This window comes from Rhodovulum steppense, from assembly GCF_004339675.1.
GTDB classification, from domain to species: domain Bacteria; phylum Pseudomonadota; class Alphaproteobacteria; order Rhodobacterales; family Rhodobacteraceae; genus Rhodovulum; species Rhodovulum steppense.
Genome location: NZ_SLVM01000001.1, coordinates 98,966 through 114,522, shown reverse-complemented (window position 1 = coordinate 114,522; position 15,557 = coordinate 98,966). Strand labels below are relative to the sequence as shown.

General features: G+C 68.6%; 11 protein-coding genes. 10 read left to right on the top strand and 1 reads right to left on the bottom strand.

The genetic code is table 11. The annotated features are described in order from the left end of the window. Positions 1 to 63 precede the first annotated feature (63 nt). Both folE2 and EV216_RS00575 read left to right on the top strand, forming a co-directional pair. Entirely contained in the window at positions 64 to 1,167 is a 1,104-nt protein-coding gene (folE2, locus tag EV216_RS00580; RefSeq protein ID WP_132693116.1) for a GTP cyclohydrolase FolE2, read from the top strand. A gap of 45 nt (positions 1,168 to 1,212) precedes the next feature. Further along, positions 1,213 to 2,661: a TrkH family potassium uptake protein gene (locus tag EV216_RS00575; protein WP_132693115.1), complete on the top strand. Its 1,449-nt coding sequence runs from the start codon at positions 1,213 to 1,215 to the stop codon at positions 2,659 to 2,661. A 6-nt stretch (positions 2,662 to 2,667) separates the two neighbouring features. On the opposite strand, the gene EV216_RS00570 is transcribed toward EV216_RS00575, so the two are convergent. Beyond that, positions 2,668 to 4,431 carry a serine protease gene (locus EV216_RS00570; protein ID WP_243641920.1) on the bottom strand — a complete coding sequence of 588 codons (1,764 nt, stop codon included), beginning with the start codon at positions 4,429 to 4,431 and terminating at the stop codon, positions 2,668 to 2,670. Positions 4,432 to 4,578: 147 nt separating this feature from the next. On the opposite strand from EV216_RS00570, the gene EV216_RS00565 reads away from it, so the two are divergent. From EV216_RS00565 to EV216_RS00530, 8 genes are all read left to right on the top strand, one after another. Next, on the top strand, positions 4,579 to 5,523 hold the full coding sequence (locus EV216_RS00565) for a glycine--tRNA ligase subunit alpha (protein WP_132693114.1): 945 nt from the start codon (positions 4,579 to 4,581) through the stop codon (positions 5,521 to 5,523). A gap of 9 nt (positions 5,524 to 5,532) precedes the next feature. Then, on the top strand, positions 5,533 to 7,749 hold the full coding sequence (gene glyS, locus EV216_RS00560; protein ID WP_132693113.1) for a glycine--tRNA ligase subunit beta: 2,217 nt from the start codon (positions 5,533 to 5,535) through the stop codon (positions 7,747 to 7,749). A gap of 70 nt (positions 7,750 to 7,819) precedes the next feature. Beyond that, entirely contained in the window at positions 7,820 to 10,408 is a 2,589-nt protein-coding gene (locus EV216_RS00555; RefSeq protein ID WP_132693112.1) for a putative PEP-binding protein, read from the top strand. Between the two features lie 146 nt (positions 10,409 to 10,554). After that, positions 10,555 to 11,241, top strand: coding sequence for a cell wall hydrolase (locus tag EV216_RS00550; protein WP_165899098.1), 687 nt, complete (start codon positions 10,555 to 10,557; stop codon positions 11,239 to 11,241). Positions 11,242 to 11,353: 112 nt separating this feature from the next. Then, positions 11,354 to 12,304, top strand: a complete 951-nt coding sequence (locus EV216_RS00545; protein WP_132693111.1) for a dihydroneopterin aldolase — start codon at positions 11,354 to 11,356, stop codon at positions 12,302 to 12,304. A gap of 39 nt (positions 12,305 to 12,343) precedes the next feature. After that, positions 12,344 to 13,357 (top strand): dihydropteroate synthase, encoded by a 1,014-nt coding sequence (gene folP / locus EV216_RS00540; protein ID WP_132693110.1) that lies wholly within the window; start codon positions 12,344 to 12,346, stop codon positions 13,355 to 13,357. Then, positions 13,354 to 14,700, top strand: a complete 1,347-nt coding sequence (gene glmM / locus EV216_RS00535) for a phosphoglucosamine mutase (protein WP_132693109.1) — start codon at positions 13,354 to 13,356, stop codon at positions 14,698 to 14,700. The genes folP and glmM overlap by 4 nt, the downstream gene beginning before the upstream one ends. Next, positions 14,700 to 15,512 (top strand): DUF429 domain-containing protein, encoded by an 813-nt coding sequence (locus tag EV216_RS00530; RefSeq protein ID WP_132693108.1) that lies wholly within the window; start codon positions 14,700 to 14,702, stop codon positions 15,510 to 15,512. The genes glmM and EV216_RS00530 overlap by 1 nt, the downstream gene beginning before the upstream one ends. Positions 15,513 to 15,557 lie beyond the last annotated feature (45 nt).

Genomic DNA, 15,557 nt, shown 5'->3' with positions numbered 1-15,557 from the left:
GGCCGCGGGCGCCCATCTTTAGCCTCCGTCGGATACGATGGATGCGAAAGGGAGGGGCCGAAGATGAATGTCCATAACCGCGAGATCGACGCAAGGCCCGGGCGCGAGGAGGCCGAGCGCGCGCTGGAGATCCTGCGCCGCTGGGCGGATGCGGCATCCGAGTCGGACCTGGCCACGGCCGATCCCGCGCTGGCCGCGCTGGTCGCGGGGCGTCCGGCCGGGGGCTATCCGGCCTTCAGCCGCGCCTATCCCCATGGCTTTCAGGCCGACGACGCCTACAAGGCGACCATGCCCGATTTGCAGAACGGCCCCGCCAGCCTGATCCGCGGCGCGAAGCGGCCGATCCAGCATGTCGGCATCTCGAATTTCCGCCTGCCGATCCGCTTCCATACCCGCGACAATGGCGATCTGACGCTGGAAACCTCGGTCACGGGCACGGTCAGCCTGGAGGCCGAGAAGAAGGGCATCAACATGTCCCGCATCATGCGCAGCTTTTATGCGCATGCCGAACGGACCTTCAGCTTCGAGGTGATCGAGGCGGCGCTGGACAGTTACAAGAGCGATCTGGACAGCTTTGACGCGCGCATCATGATGCGGTTTTCCTTCCCGATGAAGGTCCGCTCGCTGCGCTCGGGGCTTGAAGGATTCCAATATTACGACTTCGCGCTGGAACTGGTGGAACAGGCCGGTGTGGTCAAGAAGATCATGCACATGGACTATGTGTATTCCTCGACCTGCCCCTGCTCGCTTGAACTTTCCGAACATGCGCGTCGCGAGCGGGGCCAATTGGCGACGCCGCATTCGCAACGCTCGGTGGCGCGGATCTCGGTGGTGCTGGATGCGGATGCGCCCTGCCTGTGGTTCGAGGATCTGATCGAGCTGTGCCGCTCGGCGGTGCCGACCGAGACCCAGGTCATGGTCAAGCGCGAGGACGAACAGGCATTCGCGGAACTGAACGCGGCCCATCCCATCTTTGTCGAGGATGCCGCGCGGCTGTTCTGCGAGGCGCTGGAGCGCGATCCGCGGATCGGCGATTTCCGCGTGGTGGCCAGCCATCAGGAAAGCCTGCACAGCCATGACGCGGTCAGCGTCCTGACCGAGGGGCCGACCTTTGCCGCCGAAAGCCTGGACCCCAAGCTGTTCGCCACGCTGATCCATCACGGCTGAGGCGCCGCTTGACAGCCACGACGCGCCCGGCCAAGCCTGCGCGTCATGTTTGACCCGCGTCCTGTCGGATATGTGATCGGCCTGCTGGTCGCCGTTCTGGGCGCGACCATGCTGTTGCCGATGGTTGTGGACATGGCGGCGGGGAACCCGAACTGGCGGGCCTTCCTTGAATCGGCGATCATCACCGGGCTGACCGGCGGTCTGGTCGCGCTGGCCTGCGCCAACGGGGTCGGGGACCGGCTGACGCTGCAACAGACCTTTCTGCTGACCTCGGGGGTGTGGCTGGTGCTGCCGGTCTTCGGCGCGCTGCCCTTCGTGCTGGGCGTGCCGGATGCCCGGCCGGTGGATGCCTTTTTCGAGGCGATGTCGGGACTGACCACCACCGGGTCCACGGTGTTTTCCGGACTCGACACGATGCCGCGCGGCACGCTGTTATGGCGCTCGATGCTGCAATGGTTCGGCGGCATCGGGATCATCGTCGTGGCGATGGCCTTCCTGCCGGAATTGCGGGTCGGGGGGATGCAGATCTTCCGCTCGGAGGCGTTCGAGACCTCGGGCAAGGTGCTGCCGCGCGCGGCGCAGATCGCCTCGCAGATCTGGTGGATCTATGTCGCGCTGACCATTGCCTGCGGCTTTGCCTATGGCGCGACGGGGATGGATCCGTTCGATGCGCTGAACCATGCGCTCACCACGATGTCGACCGGCGGATTCTCGACCCGCGATGCCTCGTTCGGGGCGTTCCAGGGGGCGGCGGAATATGTCGCGGCGGTGTTCATGGTCCTCGCCAGCCTGCCCTTCGTGCGCTATGTGCAGTTCGTGGCGGGCGAGCCGCGGCCGCTGTGGCGCGACAGCCAGATCCGGACCTTTCTGGTGCTTGTCGTGGGGCTGGTGCTGCTGATGTCGGCCTATCGCGTGCTGGGCAACGGCGATGCGCTGGCGCCTGCCTTCCGGGAGGGCGTGTTCAACGTCACCTCGATCATCACGGGCACCGGCTATTCCAGCACCGATTACCAGCTCTGGGGCAGCTTTCCGATGATCCTGTTCTTCTTCGTCGGGCTGGTCGGGGGCTGTTCGGCCTCGACCACCTGTTCGATCAAGGTCTTCCGCTACCAGATCCTGTTCTCGGCGATCCGGGTGCGGATCAAGGCGATCCACGCCCCGCACGGTCTGTTCCAGCCGCGGTTCGAGGGGCAGCCGGTGGATGACGACGTGCTGTCCTCGGTGATGTCGTTCTTCGTGTTCTTCGTGGTCACGCTGGGGCTGACCGCGGTGCTGCTGAGTGCGACGGGGCTGGATGCGACCACGTCGCTGTCGGGGGCGGCGACGGCGCTGGCCAATATCGGGCCGGGGCTGGGCGAGCATATCGGGCCGGCGGGCAATTTCGCCGGGCTGAACGCCCCGGCGAAATGGATCCTGTCGGTGGCCATGCTGATCGGGCGGCTGGAACTGCTGGTGGTCTTCGCGATCCTGACCACGCAGTTCTGGCGCGCCTGATACCCCCTAGTTCCAGCAGGACACGGGCACCGTCATGTCGGCGGCGCGGCGGGAGAGCAGCGCGGGCGGCAGCGCGCCCTCGGCCTCGGAGGCGCGCATCTCGATGCCGTTCCCGGACAGGAAGGCGCCGACCGAGGCGATATCGGCCAGGTAGCGCACATTGGCGGGCAGTTGGCGCGCGCCCTCGGCGGGAGGCAGCAACACGCCGAGAACCGCGCCCGCGGCATCGAAGACCGGCCCGCCGGTATCGCCGGGCAGCGCCTCGATCTCCAGCCGGGCGATGCCGTCCTCGCCGTTCAGCCCCCGCAGATCGGCCAGCATGCCCTGGGTCAGCACCGGCAGGTCCAGCACCTCGCCATAGGAAAAGCCGGCCACCGCCACGTCCGAGCGCAGCCGCGGCACCCGTGCCTGGAAGCTTGCAAAGTCGATCGGAGCCAGCGCCACGATGGGCTTCAGCACGGCCAGTCCCAGCGCGGACTCGCTGGCCGTCAGGCGCATCTCGACATCGTGGCCGATGGTGATGCGGTTGCAGGACTCAAGCCCCTTGACGGCGGTCAGGACCGTGCCCTTGCCATCGACGAAGAAGCCCGAATGGGTCTCGTCCGGTTTGCGGATTTCCAGCCCGGCCAGCATGTCGGCGCGTTGCTCCGGGCTGGCCTCGCCCATGGTCTGGTCGAGCGCGGCATTGGGCACGGATTCAAGCGTCTCGCGCATGGTCATCGCGGCGCGCATCATCAGCCGTTCATCCTCGGCCGCGGGCCAGACCAGGGCAAAGCCCTTGACCGCCCCGCCGATCAGCCGGGCAAAGGTGTAGGATTGCAGGCGGTCGTTCCGGCCGGTCAGCGTGAAGGAGGTGGCATCGCGGTCGCGCGTGCCCGAAAGCGGCACGATTTCCAGCGATTGCATGATGTCGTAGAGCCCGTAAAGCGTTGCCTGATCGCCACGCTGGCTGATCAGCAGCACCCGCACCCCGCTGTCGCCGCGCGGGCGGAAATGGACGAAGGGCGGTTCGTAGCGGTCGAACTCGACCAGGCCCAGCGGCATCTCGATCCGGATGCCCGCCTCGCGTTCATCGAGCGCGGCCATGCCCAGGCGGCCGATCTCGGCCTGATAGGCGGCGATCAGCGCGGCGCGCTGCCGGGTGGTCAGGACGCCGGTGGGGTCAAACCCCTCGGCGGCCTGCCAGGCGGCCATGGCGTTGCGCGTGCCCGGCCCGAAAGAGGCGTCGATCGCCTGGGTGTAGTGGCCCTTCCATTGCAGCGCCGTCTGGATCAGCGCGCGACCGTCGCGGTCGAGCGCGCGTTCGGATTGCAGCGCCTCGGCCCGGGTCTCGTCGGGCAGGTCCGTCGGTGCGGGGGGGGCGGCGGGTTCGGGTGCGGCGGCGGGTTCGGCGGGCGGTTGCGGGCTTTGCAAGGCGGCGCCCACGGGCCATACCTGCTGGCTGAAATCGCCCCCGTCCGACACGAAGCTGTCGCGCGGGATCGACCCGATGCCGCGCAACTGGCGCAGCGCCGCCTCGGCCTCGGGCCGGTCATAGGGGCCAAGCGCGATCCCGTACCAACCCGATGTCAGCCGGAAGGCGCCGACATTTCCGAAACTGCCGGCATAGCTCCGGGCGCGATCCTCGGCCTCGTTCAGCGTGGGGTGGGCCTCGATCTGGACCCAGACAGGATCCTGCGCCCAGCCGGGCAGGGCGGTGGCGATCATCAGCATCAGAACGGCAGCAAATCTCTTCATAAGTCCCGGAAACTCCATCAGTCCCACGGCCACACCCCCGTGTGCGAATCACCCGGGGACCGTAGCAAAGCGGCCGGGCGATGCACGACAAACCTCTGTCAGGCGCGCAGGTTCGATTGACCCTGTTGCACCTGTTGCCTATTGAGGCCCCGTCTTCACCGGCAAAGGGGCCCATGCGCCATGAGCGACGGCAAACCGCGCAGTTTCCAGGAGATCATCCTGCGGCTTCAGGATTACTGGGCGGCCAAGGGCTGCGCCATCCTGCAACCCTATGACATGGAGGTGGGCGCGGGCACGTTTCACCCGGCCACCACGCTGCGCGCGCTGGGCAGCCGCCCCTGGGCCGCGGCCTATGTCCAGCCCTCGCGCCGGCCGACCGACGGGCGCTATGGCGAGAACCCGAACCGGTTGCAGCATTACTATCAATATCAGGTGCTTATCAAACCCTCGCCCCCCGATCTGCAAGAGCTTTATCTCGGCTCGCTGGCCGCCATCGGGATCGACTTCGACTACCACGATATCCGGTTTGTCGAGGACGACTGGGAAAGCCCGACGCTGGGCGCCTGGGGCCTGGGCTGGGAGGTCTGGTGCGACGGGATGGAGGTCAGCCAGTTCACCTATTTCCAGCAGGTCGGCGGGCATGATTGCCGCCCGGTCTCGGGCGAACTGACCTACGGGCTGGAACGGCTGGCGATGTATGTGCTGGGCATCGACCATGTGATGGACATGCCCTTCAACGACCCCGACGCGCCGATCCCGTTGAAATACGGCGACGTGTTCCGCCAGACCGAAGAGGAATATTCGCGCTGGAATTTCGACGTGGCCGATACCGGCAAGCTCCTGCACTTCTTCGAGGCGGCCGAGGCGGAATGCGTCCGCATCCTGGACCATCCGCAGGTGGATCCGCGGTCGGGCAAGCGCATCATCATGGTGCATCCGGCCTATGACCAGTGCATCAAGGCCAGCCATTTCTTCAACCTGCTGGACGCGCGCGGCGTGATCTCGGTGACCGAGCGGCAGGCCTATATCGGGCGGGTGCGCGCGCTGGCGAAACGCTGCGCCGATGCCTTTGTCGAGACCAATGCAGGCGGCTGGACGGGCGACGCGTCGGCCGCGGCCGAATAGGGACAGCCCATGCCCGATCTTCTGATCGAACTGTTTTCCGAGGAAATTCCCGCGCGCATGCAGGCTGATGCGCGCGAGGCGCTGAAAAGGCGCGTGACCGACGGGCTGGTCGAGGCGGGGCTGACCTATGCCGCCGCCCGCGCCTGGTCGACGCCGCGCCGTCTGGTGCTGGCGGTCGAGGGGCTGACGGGCCGCAGCCCCGATCTGCGCGAGGAACGGAAGGGTCCGCGGGTCGATGCGCCCGAGCAGGCGCTGGAGGGGTTCCTGCGCTCGACCGGGCTGACGAAGGATCAGTTGCAGGCGCGCGACGACAAGAAGGGGCAGGTCTGGATCGCGATCCTTGAAAAACCCGGCCGCCCCGCCGCGGACATAGTGGCCGAGGTGCTGGAGGCGACGATCCGCAATTTCCCCTGGCCCAAGTCGATGCGCTGGGGCGCGGGCAGCTTGCGCTGGGTGCGGCCCTTGCAGTCGATCCTGTGCCTTCTGAGCGACGAGGCGGGCGCCGAGATCGTGCCGCTGGAGGTGGACGGCATCCGCGCGGGCGATGTCACCCGCGGCCACCGGTTCATGGCGCCCGCGCCGTTCCGGGTGAGCGGTGTCGAGGATTACCAGGCAAAACTGAAACGCGCCTTCGTGATGCTGGATCAGGACGAGCGCGCCGCGCATATCTGGCACGAGGCCACCAATGCCGCCTTTGCCCAGGGGCTGGAACTGGTGGAGGATCGTGGCTTGCTGGCCGAGGTCGCGGGGCTGGTGGAATGGCCCGTGGTGCTGATGGGCGCGATCCGCGAGGACTTCCTGAGCCTGCCGCCCGAGGTGTTGCAGACCTCGATGAAGGAGCATCAGAAGTTCTTTTCGGTGCGCGACCCCGGAACGGGCCGGATTGTTCGATTTGTGACAGTTGCGAACCGCGAAACGCCCGATAATGGCGAAACCATCCTGCATGGAAACGGAAAAGTGCTGGCCGCGCGGCTGTCGGATGCGGCGTTCTTCTGGGGCAATGACCTGGCCGTGGCGCGCGCGGGTATGGCGGACTGGCGCGCGGGGCTGGAACAGGTGACGTTCCACGGCAAGCTGGGCAGCCAGGCCGACCGCATCGCCCGGATCGAGGCGCTGGCGCGCGAGATCGCGCCGCTGGTCGGCGCGGATGCGGATCAGGCGGCACAGGCGGCGCGGGTTGCCAAGCTGGACCTGCAATCGGCGATGGTGGGCGAGTTTCCCGAATTGCAGGGCATCATGGGCCGGTATTACGCCGAGGCAGCGGGCCTGCCCCCCCAGATCGCCGCGGCCTGCGAGATGCATTACAAGCCGCTGGGCCCGTCCGACGCCGTGCCGACCGAGCCGGTCTCGGTGGCCGTGGCTCTGGCCGACAAGATCGACACGCTGACCGGGTTCTGGGCCATCGACGAGAAGCCCACCGGGTCGAAGGATCCCTTTGCGCTGCGCCGGGCGGCGCTGGGGGTAACAAGAGTGTTGCTTGGGAACGGCTCTCGTATTTCGCTCAAAGACCTATTGTTTGAGCAACTTGTGGCGAAATATGTGACCTTGCTCTCGGAGCGTAAGGTTCCGGGCAGTCTCCAAGATGAGATAGTTTTTCCACTCACGAGTTTCCTAAGCGACGATTGGTCGAAAAAGGGCGTGGATCTCCGGAATCGTCTCATGGAGGACGACGCACGCGGACTAATTGGGTCAAAAGCCAAAGACCTCCTCTCCTTCCTCCACGACCGCCTCAAGGTCCACCTGCGCGAGCAGGGCATCCGCCATGACGTCATCGACGCCTGCCTCGCCATGCCGAACTCCGACGACCTGACGCTTCTGGTCCGCCGGGCCGAGGCGCTGAACGACGTCCTCGGGACCGAGGATGGCGAGAACCTTGTCCAGGGGTTCCGGCGGGCGAACAATATCCTGACGCAGGCCGAGGCGAAGGACGGGGTGGAATACAGTTTCGGCGCCGATCCGAAATTCGCCGAGGATCCGGCCGAGACGGCGCTGTTTGCCGCGCTCGACGCCGCCGAGGCCGCGATCGGTCCTGCGATGCAGCAAGAGGATTTCGCCGCCGCCATGGCCGCGATGGCCGCGCTGCGCGGGCCGATCGACGCGTTCTTCGAGGCGGTGCAGATCAACGCGGACAACCCGATCCTGCGCCGCAACCGGCTGAACCTGCTGCACCGCATCCGCGCCACCTGTCGGGCGGTGGCCGACCTGACCCGGATCGAGGGGGCGTAGCGTTTCCTCAAGCTTCGCTTGCCAGCCGCGGGGATGGGCGTATTCTGCGGGGAACCGAAAGGACGCTGCGGTGCAGAAAGGCGCGGAGAACATTGAGTTTACCGAGATAACGCCGCAGGCCGACATCGCCGCGGACCGCCATGGTGCGCGCGCGAAATGCCTGCAGCGACTGGTGCGGATGGACCTGCCGTTGCCGCGCACGGTGGCGCTGTCCTTCGATGCGGTGCGCCGGATCGCACAGGGCACGCTGCCCGATGTCGCCGCGCTGATGTCGGTCTTCGGCGCCGCGCCGCTGGTCTCGGTCCGGCCGAGTTCCGAGAACCAGGACTGGGGCGGGCCGGCCTCGATCCTGAATATCGGCATGAATGACAGCCGCCATGCGGCGCTGTGCGCGACGCATGGCGAGACGGCGGCGAATGCGCTCTACCTGCGCTTCATCCAGGCCTATGCGGTGCATGTGGCGCGGCTGGACCCCGACATGTTCGAGCCCGAGGCCCCGTCGAGGGACGCGCTGCGCGCCGCACTCGACGCCTATGCCGAGGAGACCGACGACCCCTTTCCGCAGGATCCGGGGCGGCAATTGCTGGAGGTGCTGCGCTCGATGGCGCGGGCCTGGGAGGGCACGACCGCGCGGTTGCTGCGCCAGGCCAAGGGGGCGCCGGCCGAGGCCGGGCTGGGCATGCTCGTGCAGGCGATGGTGCTGGGCGTGGGGCCGGGCGAAAGCGGCTCGGGCGTGATCCAGTTCGTCGACAGCGTGACGGGCCAGCGCCGGATCGTGGGCCGCTACCTGTCCCAGAGCCAAGGCCGCGATGCGATCTCGGCGCGCGAGGGGGCGTTGTTCCTGACCCGCGATCCGCGCGGCGCGGCGCTGGAGGACCGCTGCCCCGACCTGGTCGCCCGGCTGCGCCGCTATGGCGACACCTGCCGGCTGAACCTGCGCGAGGAAATGCGCATCGACTTCACCATCGAGGCCGGTCGGCTGTGGGTGCTGGACGCGCTGCGGGTGCCGCGCAGTGCGCGCGGGGCGGTGCGCATGGCGGTGATGCTGGCCGATGAGGGGATCATCCCGCGCGAAGAGGCGTTGTGCCGGATCGAGCCGCGCGCGGTCAGCGAATTGCTGCACAGCCAGGTCGATCCGACCGGGCCGCGCCATGTGATCGCGCATGGCATCGCGGCCAGTCCGGGCGCGGCGACGGGGCGGCTGGTGTTCGGCTCGGCCGCGGCACAGGCCAGCGCGGCGCGCGGCGAGCCCTGCATCCTGGTGCGCCGCGAGACCACGCCCGAGGACATCCGCGGCATGCATGCCGCCGCGGGCGTGATGACCGAACGGGGCGGCATGACCAGCCATGCGGCGGTGATCGCCCGCGGGCTGGGCGTGCCCTGCGTGGTCGGCATCTCGGACATGCGGCTGAACCGGCGCGACGGGGTGCTGATTACCGCGGGCGGTCACAAGCTGCACGAGGGCGATATCGTCACGCTGGACGGCACCAGCGGGCAGGTGTTGCTGGGGCCGGTCAAGATGCTGGAACCGGCGCTGGACGACGCGTTCCAGGCGCTGATGGGCTGGGCCGAGGCGGCCTGCGATATCGGGGTGCGGGCCAATGCCGACACGCCCGCCGACGCCCAGACCGCGCGCCGCTTCGGTGCCGAGGGGATCGGGCTGTGCCGCACGGAGCACATGTTTTTCGAGGCCGACCGGCTGACGGTGATGCACGAGATGATCTTTGCCGACCGGGCGCAGGACCGCGCCTCGGTGCTGGCGCGGCTGTTGCCGATGCAGCGGGCCGATTTCAAGCGGCTGTTCGAGATCATGCAGGGGCTGCCGGTCTGCATCCGGCTGTTCGACCCGCCGCTGCACGAATTCCTGCCGCAATCGCGCGAGGGCGTGCGCGATCTGGCCGAGGCGCTGGGGATGCCGGTGTCGGACGTGCAGCGCCGGGTGCAGGCGCTGAGCGAGTTCAACCCGATGCTGGGGATGCGCGGGGTGCGGCTGGGGATCACCATTCCCGAGATCTACGACATGCAGGCGCGCGCGATCTTCGAGGCCACGATCGAGGCCAGCCGCCAGGGCGATCCGGTGGTGCCCGAGATCATGATCCCGCTGGTCTCGGCGATGCGCGAGGTCGAACTGGTCAAGACCCGGATCGATTCGCTGGCCGCCGCCGTGCGCACCGAGCGGGGGGTGGATTTCGACTATCGGCTGGGTGTCATGGTCGAGACGCCGCGCGCGGCGCTGCGCGCGGGCGATATCGTGCAGCATGCGGCCTTTCTCAGCTTCGGCACGAACGACCTGACGCAGATGACCTATGGGCTGTCGCGCGACGATGCGGGGCGGTTCATGGGGTCCTATGTCAAGCAGGGGGTCTTTGCCGAGGATCCGTTCCATATCCTCGATGCCGAGGGGGTGGGCGAGCTTTTGCGGATCGGGGCCGAGCGCGGCCGGGAGGCCCGGCCCGGGGTCACGCTGTCGATCTGTGGCGAGCATGGCGGCAATGCCGAATCCATCGCCTTCTGCCGCGCGGCGGGGTTCGATTACGTTTCCTGCTCGCCGTTCCGGGTGCCCGTGGCCCGTCTTGCGGCGGCGCAACTGGCGCTTGGTGAGCAGGTTCATGCCGACCGGGCGGGTCCGGATGGACAGCCCCTTGCCTTTCGCTCCTGATGTGACGCATGAGCTGCATCGTCTAAACCGTTGATATTTCGTGAGCGGCAATCCGCCGTGTCCTGGGGGGCGGTTGGATTTTGTGGCGCTTTCGCGTTAACAGTTTCGGTCGTGGGCCGCAGGGTCCGCGCCGGGTTGGGGGAAGAATGAGTATCGTAACTGTCCGGGCCGCAGGTCTTGCGGCCGCACTTGTGTTTTCTGCCGGGGTTGCCGAGGCCGAGATGACCGCGTCGCAATCGAACGATCCGACGGCGATGATGGGCGAGAACATGGCCCGTCTGCTGGGCGTCGAGCGGCGCGCGCTGAAGGCGGTGGACGACCGCCGGATCAAGCGGCTGACGACGCGCAAGGCCGATCGCCGGAGCGGGGGCGTGCCCCGCTACGATGCGGCCTGGCTGGCGGCCCAGCCCGCGGCCCGTGGCGGCGATGAATGGCAATGCCTGACCGAGGCGCTGTATTTCGAGGCGCGCGGTGAAAGCGTCGCGGGCCAGTTCGCGGTGGCCGAGGTGATCCTGAACCGCGTCGCCTCGCCCGCCTATCCGGACTCGGTCTGCGGTGTGATCCGCCAGGGCACGGGCAAGCGCTACCAGTGCCAGTTCAGCTATACCTGCGACGGGCGCGCCGAGGTGATCCGCGAGCCCGCCGCCTATCAGCGGATGGGCAAGATCGCCCGGGTCATGCTGGATGGCGCGCCGCGCGCGCTGACCAGCGGGGCGACACATTACCATACCAAGGCGGTCCAGCCGCGCTGGGCCAACGTGTTTCCGCGCACCGCCACGATCGGGGTGCATCATTTCTATCGCCAGCCCGGGGCGCAGGTGGCGCAGAACTGAGACGCCATGGCGGCCCTGCGCGGTCGCTTGCGGGTCCTGCCCTGCCGCGCCGGGGCTGTCCCCGGCGGCCGATCCGGCGTATCAGGGGCCACAGGAGCTGCCCGGAGGCCCCATGAGCGACGATATCCGCCTTGCCTTTGCCCACCCGTCCGAACGGGCGGCGGCGCTGGATCCCGCGCGGCCGATGCGCGACCGCATCTCGCTGCGCGATCATGTGGTCGAGGTCGAGATCGGTGCCTTCCAGCCCGAGCGCGGCACCACCCAGCGCGTGCGGTTCAACGTGGTGGTCGAGGTGCGGCCCCATCCCGCGCCGCTGGAGGATGATGTCGACCGGGTGCTGTCCTATGACACCATCGCCGAGGCGATTGCCGCCGAATTGTCCTGCGAACGGCTGAACCTGCTGGAGACGCTGGCCGAACGCATCGCCGAGCGCATCCTGGCCGAACCGCAGGCGATGCGCGCCTTCGTGCGGGTGGAAAAGCTGGATCGCGGGCCCGGCGCGCTGGGCGTCGAGATCGTGCGCGACCGCCGCCCCGATGCGCCGCGGCTTGTGCAGCCGGCCGATCCCGAACAGGAGGCGCTGCATCATCCGCTGGTGGTCTTCCTGTCGAACGCGGCCATCGCCGATCCGGCGCTGCCGCACTGGCTGGACCGGATGGGGGCGGGGGCGCATCCGGTGGTGCTGTGCGTGGGCGCGGCCGACACGCCCGCGCCGCGCTCGGCCATCGCGCCCGCCCAGCGGCGGATCGACCTGCTGGCCATCGAACAGAATGCCTGGGTGCTGGCGGGCCGCGATCCGCGCTGCGTGGTGCGCGGCAGCCGGACCGAGATCGACTGGGCGATGAAGCATCGCGAGTTCACCGTCTGGGCGCCGTCCAAGATCGTGCTGGATACGGTCGAGCATCCCTCGGCCAGCCCCCGCGATGCGGTCGCACTGGCGCTGTGGCTGGCCCATCTGCTGGATGCGGCGCGGGTTCTCGTGGTGGGCATGGGCGAGGTCGCGCCAAGCGGCGCGCTGGATGTCACGGCGGTCGCGCCCGGCGCGCTGTTGGGTGCGCTCTGAGGGCTTGCCAAAACGGGGCGCGTCACCCATTCACCCTGCATGCGCTATTACCGCCCCCTCGTGCAGACCGATGCCGCGCGGCCGGACGATGCCTTGCCGCTGGCGGGCGGCTGGGCGTGGTTCGTTCAGGCCGAGGAACTGCGCCGCGACGCCCCCCCCCGGCTGCTGCGCGCCGCCGACCTGCCCGAGGAGGTGCGCGCCACGCTGACCGCCCCGCGCCCCGCGCTGGCCGGGCTGAGCCTTGATCGGCCGCGGATCATGGGCATCCTGAACGTCACGCCCGACAGCTTTTCCGATGGCGGCCGCTTTGCCGATCCGCAGGCCGCGCTGGCGCAGGGGCGGGCGCTGGCGGCCGGGGCCGACATTCTGGACATTGGCGGCGAGTCGACCCGGCCCGGATCGGCCGCGGTGCCCGAGGCCGACGAGATCGCCCGCACCGCCCCGGTGATCGCGGCGCTGCGCGCGGCGGGGGTGGCAACGCCCGTCTCCATCGACACGCGCAAGGCCGCGGTCGCCCGGGCGGCGCTGGCCGCAGGGGCCGACATGGTGAATGACGTGGCCGCGCTGGGGTTTGATCCCGCGCTGGCGGGGGTCGTGGCGCAGGCCGGGGTGCCGGTGTGCCTGATGCATGCGCAGGGCGACCCCGCGACGATGCAGGACGATCCCCGCTATGATGACGTGCTGCTGGACGTCTACGATTTCCTTGCCGCCCGCATCGCCGCGGCCGAGGCGGCGGGCATTCCGCGCGCGCGGATCATGGTCGATCCGGGCATCGGCTTCGGCAAGACGGTGGCGCATAACCTGGCGCTGATCCGCGGCCTGAGCCTGTTCCACGGGCTGGGCTGTCCGATCCTGCTGGGGGCCTCGCGCAAGCGGTTCATCGGCGCGCTGGGCGGGGCAGAGCGGGCCGATCGGCGCGGGCCGGGCTCGATTGCCGTGGCGCTGGCCGGGATCGCGCAGGGGGTGCAGATTGTGCGCGTCCATGACGTGGCCGAGACGCGGCAGGCGGTGCTGCTGGACGGGGCATTGAAGGAATACGGAGAGGCGGGATGACCAGGACGATCTTCGGCACCGACGGGGTGCGGGGCCGGGCGAACAGCTATCCGATGACCGCCGAGATGGCGCTGCGTCTGGGCGCGGCGGCGGGGCGGTATTTCCGGCGCGACCGGTCCGACAAGCATCGCGTCGTGATCGGCAAGGATACCCGCCGGTCGGGCTACATGCTGGAAAACGCGCTGACCGCGGGGCTGACCTCGACCGGGATGAACGTGCTGCTGCTGGGGCCGGTGCCGACGCCCGCGGTGGGGTTCCTGACGCGGTCGATGCGGGCGGATCTGGGCATCATGATCTCGGCCAGCCACAACCCGCATGAGGATAACGGGATCAAGTTCTTCGGCCCCGAGGGGTTCAAGCTGTCCGACGAGGCCGAGGCCGAGATCGAGGCGATCCTGGGCGGCGAGATCAGGCTGGCCCAGCCCGAGAATATCGGCAAGGCCAAGCGGATCGACGACGGGCTGTGGCGCTATGCGGAATATGCCAAGACGACCTTTCCGGCCGGGCGGCGGCTCGACGGGCTGAAGGTGGTGGTCGATTGTGCGAATGGCGCGGCCTATCGGGTGGCGCCCGAGGTGCTGTGGGAACTGGGGGCCGAGGTGATCCCTGTGGGGGTCGCGCCCAACGGCCTGAACATCAATGACAAATGCGGCTCGACCCATACCGACGCGGCGGCCGCGGCCGTGGTGGCGCAGGGCGCGGATCTGGGCATCTGCCTCGATGGCGATGCCGACCGGGTGATGATCCTCGACGAGACCGGCGCGGTGGCGGATGGCGACCAGATCATGGCGCTGTTCGCCGAACGCTGGGCCGAGGAGGGGCGGCTGAAGGATGGCACGCTGGTCGCCACGGTGATGTCGAATCTCGGGCTGGAACGGCATCTGGGCGCGCGCGGGCTGCGCCTGGAACGCACCGCGGTCGGCGACCGCTATGTGGTCGAGGCGATGCGCCGCGGCGGCTGGAACCTGGGCGGAGAGCAGTCGGGCCATATCGTGATGACCGATTACGGCACCACCGGCGACGGGCTGCTGGCGGGCTTGCAGTTCCTGGCGGCGATGGTCGAGACGGGCCAGAAGGCATCCGCGCTGGCGCAGCGGTTCGAGCGGGTGCCGCAGATGTTGCAGAACGTGCGCTACGCCGCCGGGACGGATCCGATGGGCGCGGCGCCCGTCAAGGCCGCCATCGCCGCAGCCGAGGACCGGCTGACCGGCTGCGGGCGACTGTTGATCCGCCGCTCGGGCACGGAACCCCTGATCCGCGTGATGGCCGAATGCGAGGACGAGGCGCTGCTGGCCGAGGTGGTGGGCGGCGTGGTGGAGGCCGTCAGCCGCGCGGCGGGGTGATGCGGGTCTTCGGCGTCGACATGACCTCGGCGCCGGGGCGCCGCAAACCGATCATGGTGGCGGCGTTCCGGCTGGACGGGGTCACCCTTCGGTTCGAGGCGTTCGAGGCCCTGACGACCCACGCTGCCTTCGATGAGTTCCTTTCCCGTCCGGGTTCGTGGATAGCCGGTCTGGATTTCCCCTTCGGTCAGGCAAGGCGTTTCATCGAGACAATCGGCTGGCCAGGGGACTGGAAGGGCTATGTCGCGCATGTCGCCCGCATGGACATGCGGGGGTTCGTTGCGGAACTGGAAGCCTACAAGGCCGAGCGACCGGATGGGGACAGGCAGCATTTCCGTCAGGTCGACCGCCTTTGCGGTGGGGCAAGCCCTCAGACGCTGTATTTCACGCCGGTCGGGCGCATGTTCTTCAGGGCCGCGCCTGCGCTCTTGCGTGCCGGGGTGCATGTTCCCGGGCTGGCAGAGGGGGACCGGAGCCGCATATGCGTCGAAGCCTATCCCGGCGTGATCGCCCGCCACCTGGTCGGCCGACTTTCCTACAAGAACGACAACCGCACTCGCCAGACGACCGGGCAGGCCGCCGCGCGCAAGGCGATCCTCGACGCGGTTCGGGGGGATATCGGGGCGCAGTCCTACGGCCTTGCCGTTGAAGCCCCCGATTGGCTTGCGGATGATCCTGCCGGCGACAGGCTGGACGCGGCGCTTTGTGCGGTGCAGGCCGCCTGGGCGGTCCGGCAGGGGTTCCAGGACAGCGGGCCGCCGGGCTGCGATCCGTTGGAGGGGTGGATTGCCGATCCGAGAATCCTGAACTGAAAAGGGCGCCCCGCGGGGCGCCCTTTCGCTTTCCGGGGGACCGGC

What these genes read in the sequence shown, in the direction of transcription:
- EV216_RS00545 (WP_132693111.1), top strand. Translation starts at nt 11,354, where the DNA reads ATGAGCGACGATATCCGCCTTGCCTTTGCCCACCCGTCCGAACGGGCG.
- EV216_RS00550 (WP_165899098.1), top strand. Translation starts at nt 10,555, where the DNA reads ATGAGTATCGTAACTGTCCGGGCCGCAGGTCTTGCGGCCGCACTTGTG.
- EV216_RS00565 (WP_132693114.1), top strand. Translation starts at nt 4,579, where the DNA reads ATGAGCGACGGCAAACCGCGCAGTTTCCAGGAGATCATCCTGCGGCTT.
- glmM (WP_132693109.1), top strand. Translation starts at nt 13,354, where the DNA reads ATGACCAGGACGATCTTCGGCACCGACGGGGTGCGGGGCCGGGCGAAC.
- glyS (WP_132693113.1), top strand. Translation starts at nt 5,533, where the DNA reads ATGCCCGATCTTCTGATCGAACTGTTTTCCGAGGAAATTCCCGCGCGC.
- folE2 (WP_132693116.1), top strand. Translation starts at nt 64, where the DNA reads ATGAATGTCCATAACCGCGAGATCGACGCAAGGCCCGGGCGCGAGGAG.
- folP (WP_132693110.1), top strand. Translation starts at nt 12,344, where the DNA reads ATGCGCTATTACCGCCCCCTCGTGCAGACCGATGCCGCGCGGCCGGAC.
- EV216_RS00530 (WP_132693108.1), top strand. Translation starts at nt 14,700, where the DNA reads ATGCGGGTCTTCGGCGTCGACATGACCTCGGCGCCGGGGCGCCGCAAA.
- EV216_RS00575 (WP_132693115.1), top strand. Translation starts at nt 1,213, where the DNA reads ATGTTTGACCCGCGTCCTGTCGGATATGTGATCGGCCTGCTGGTCGCC.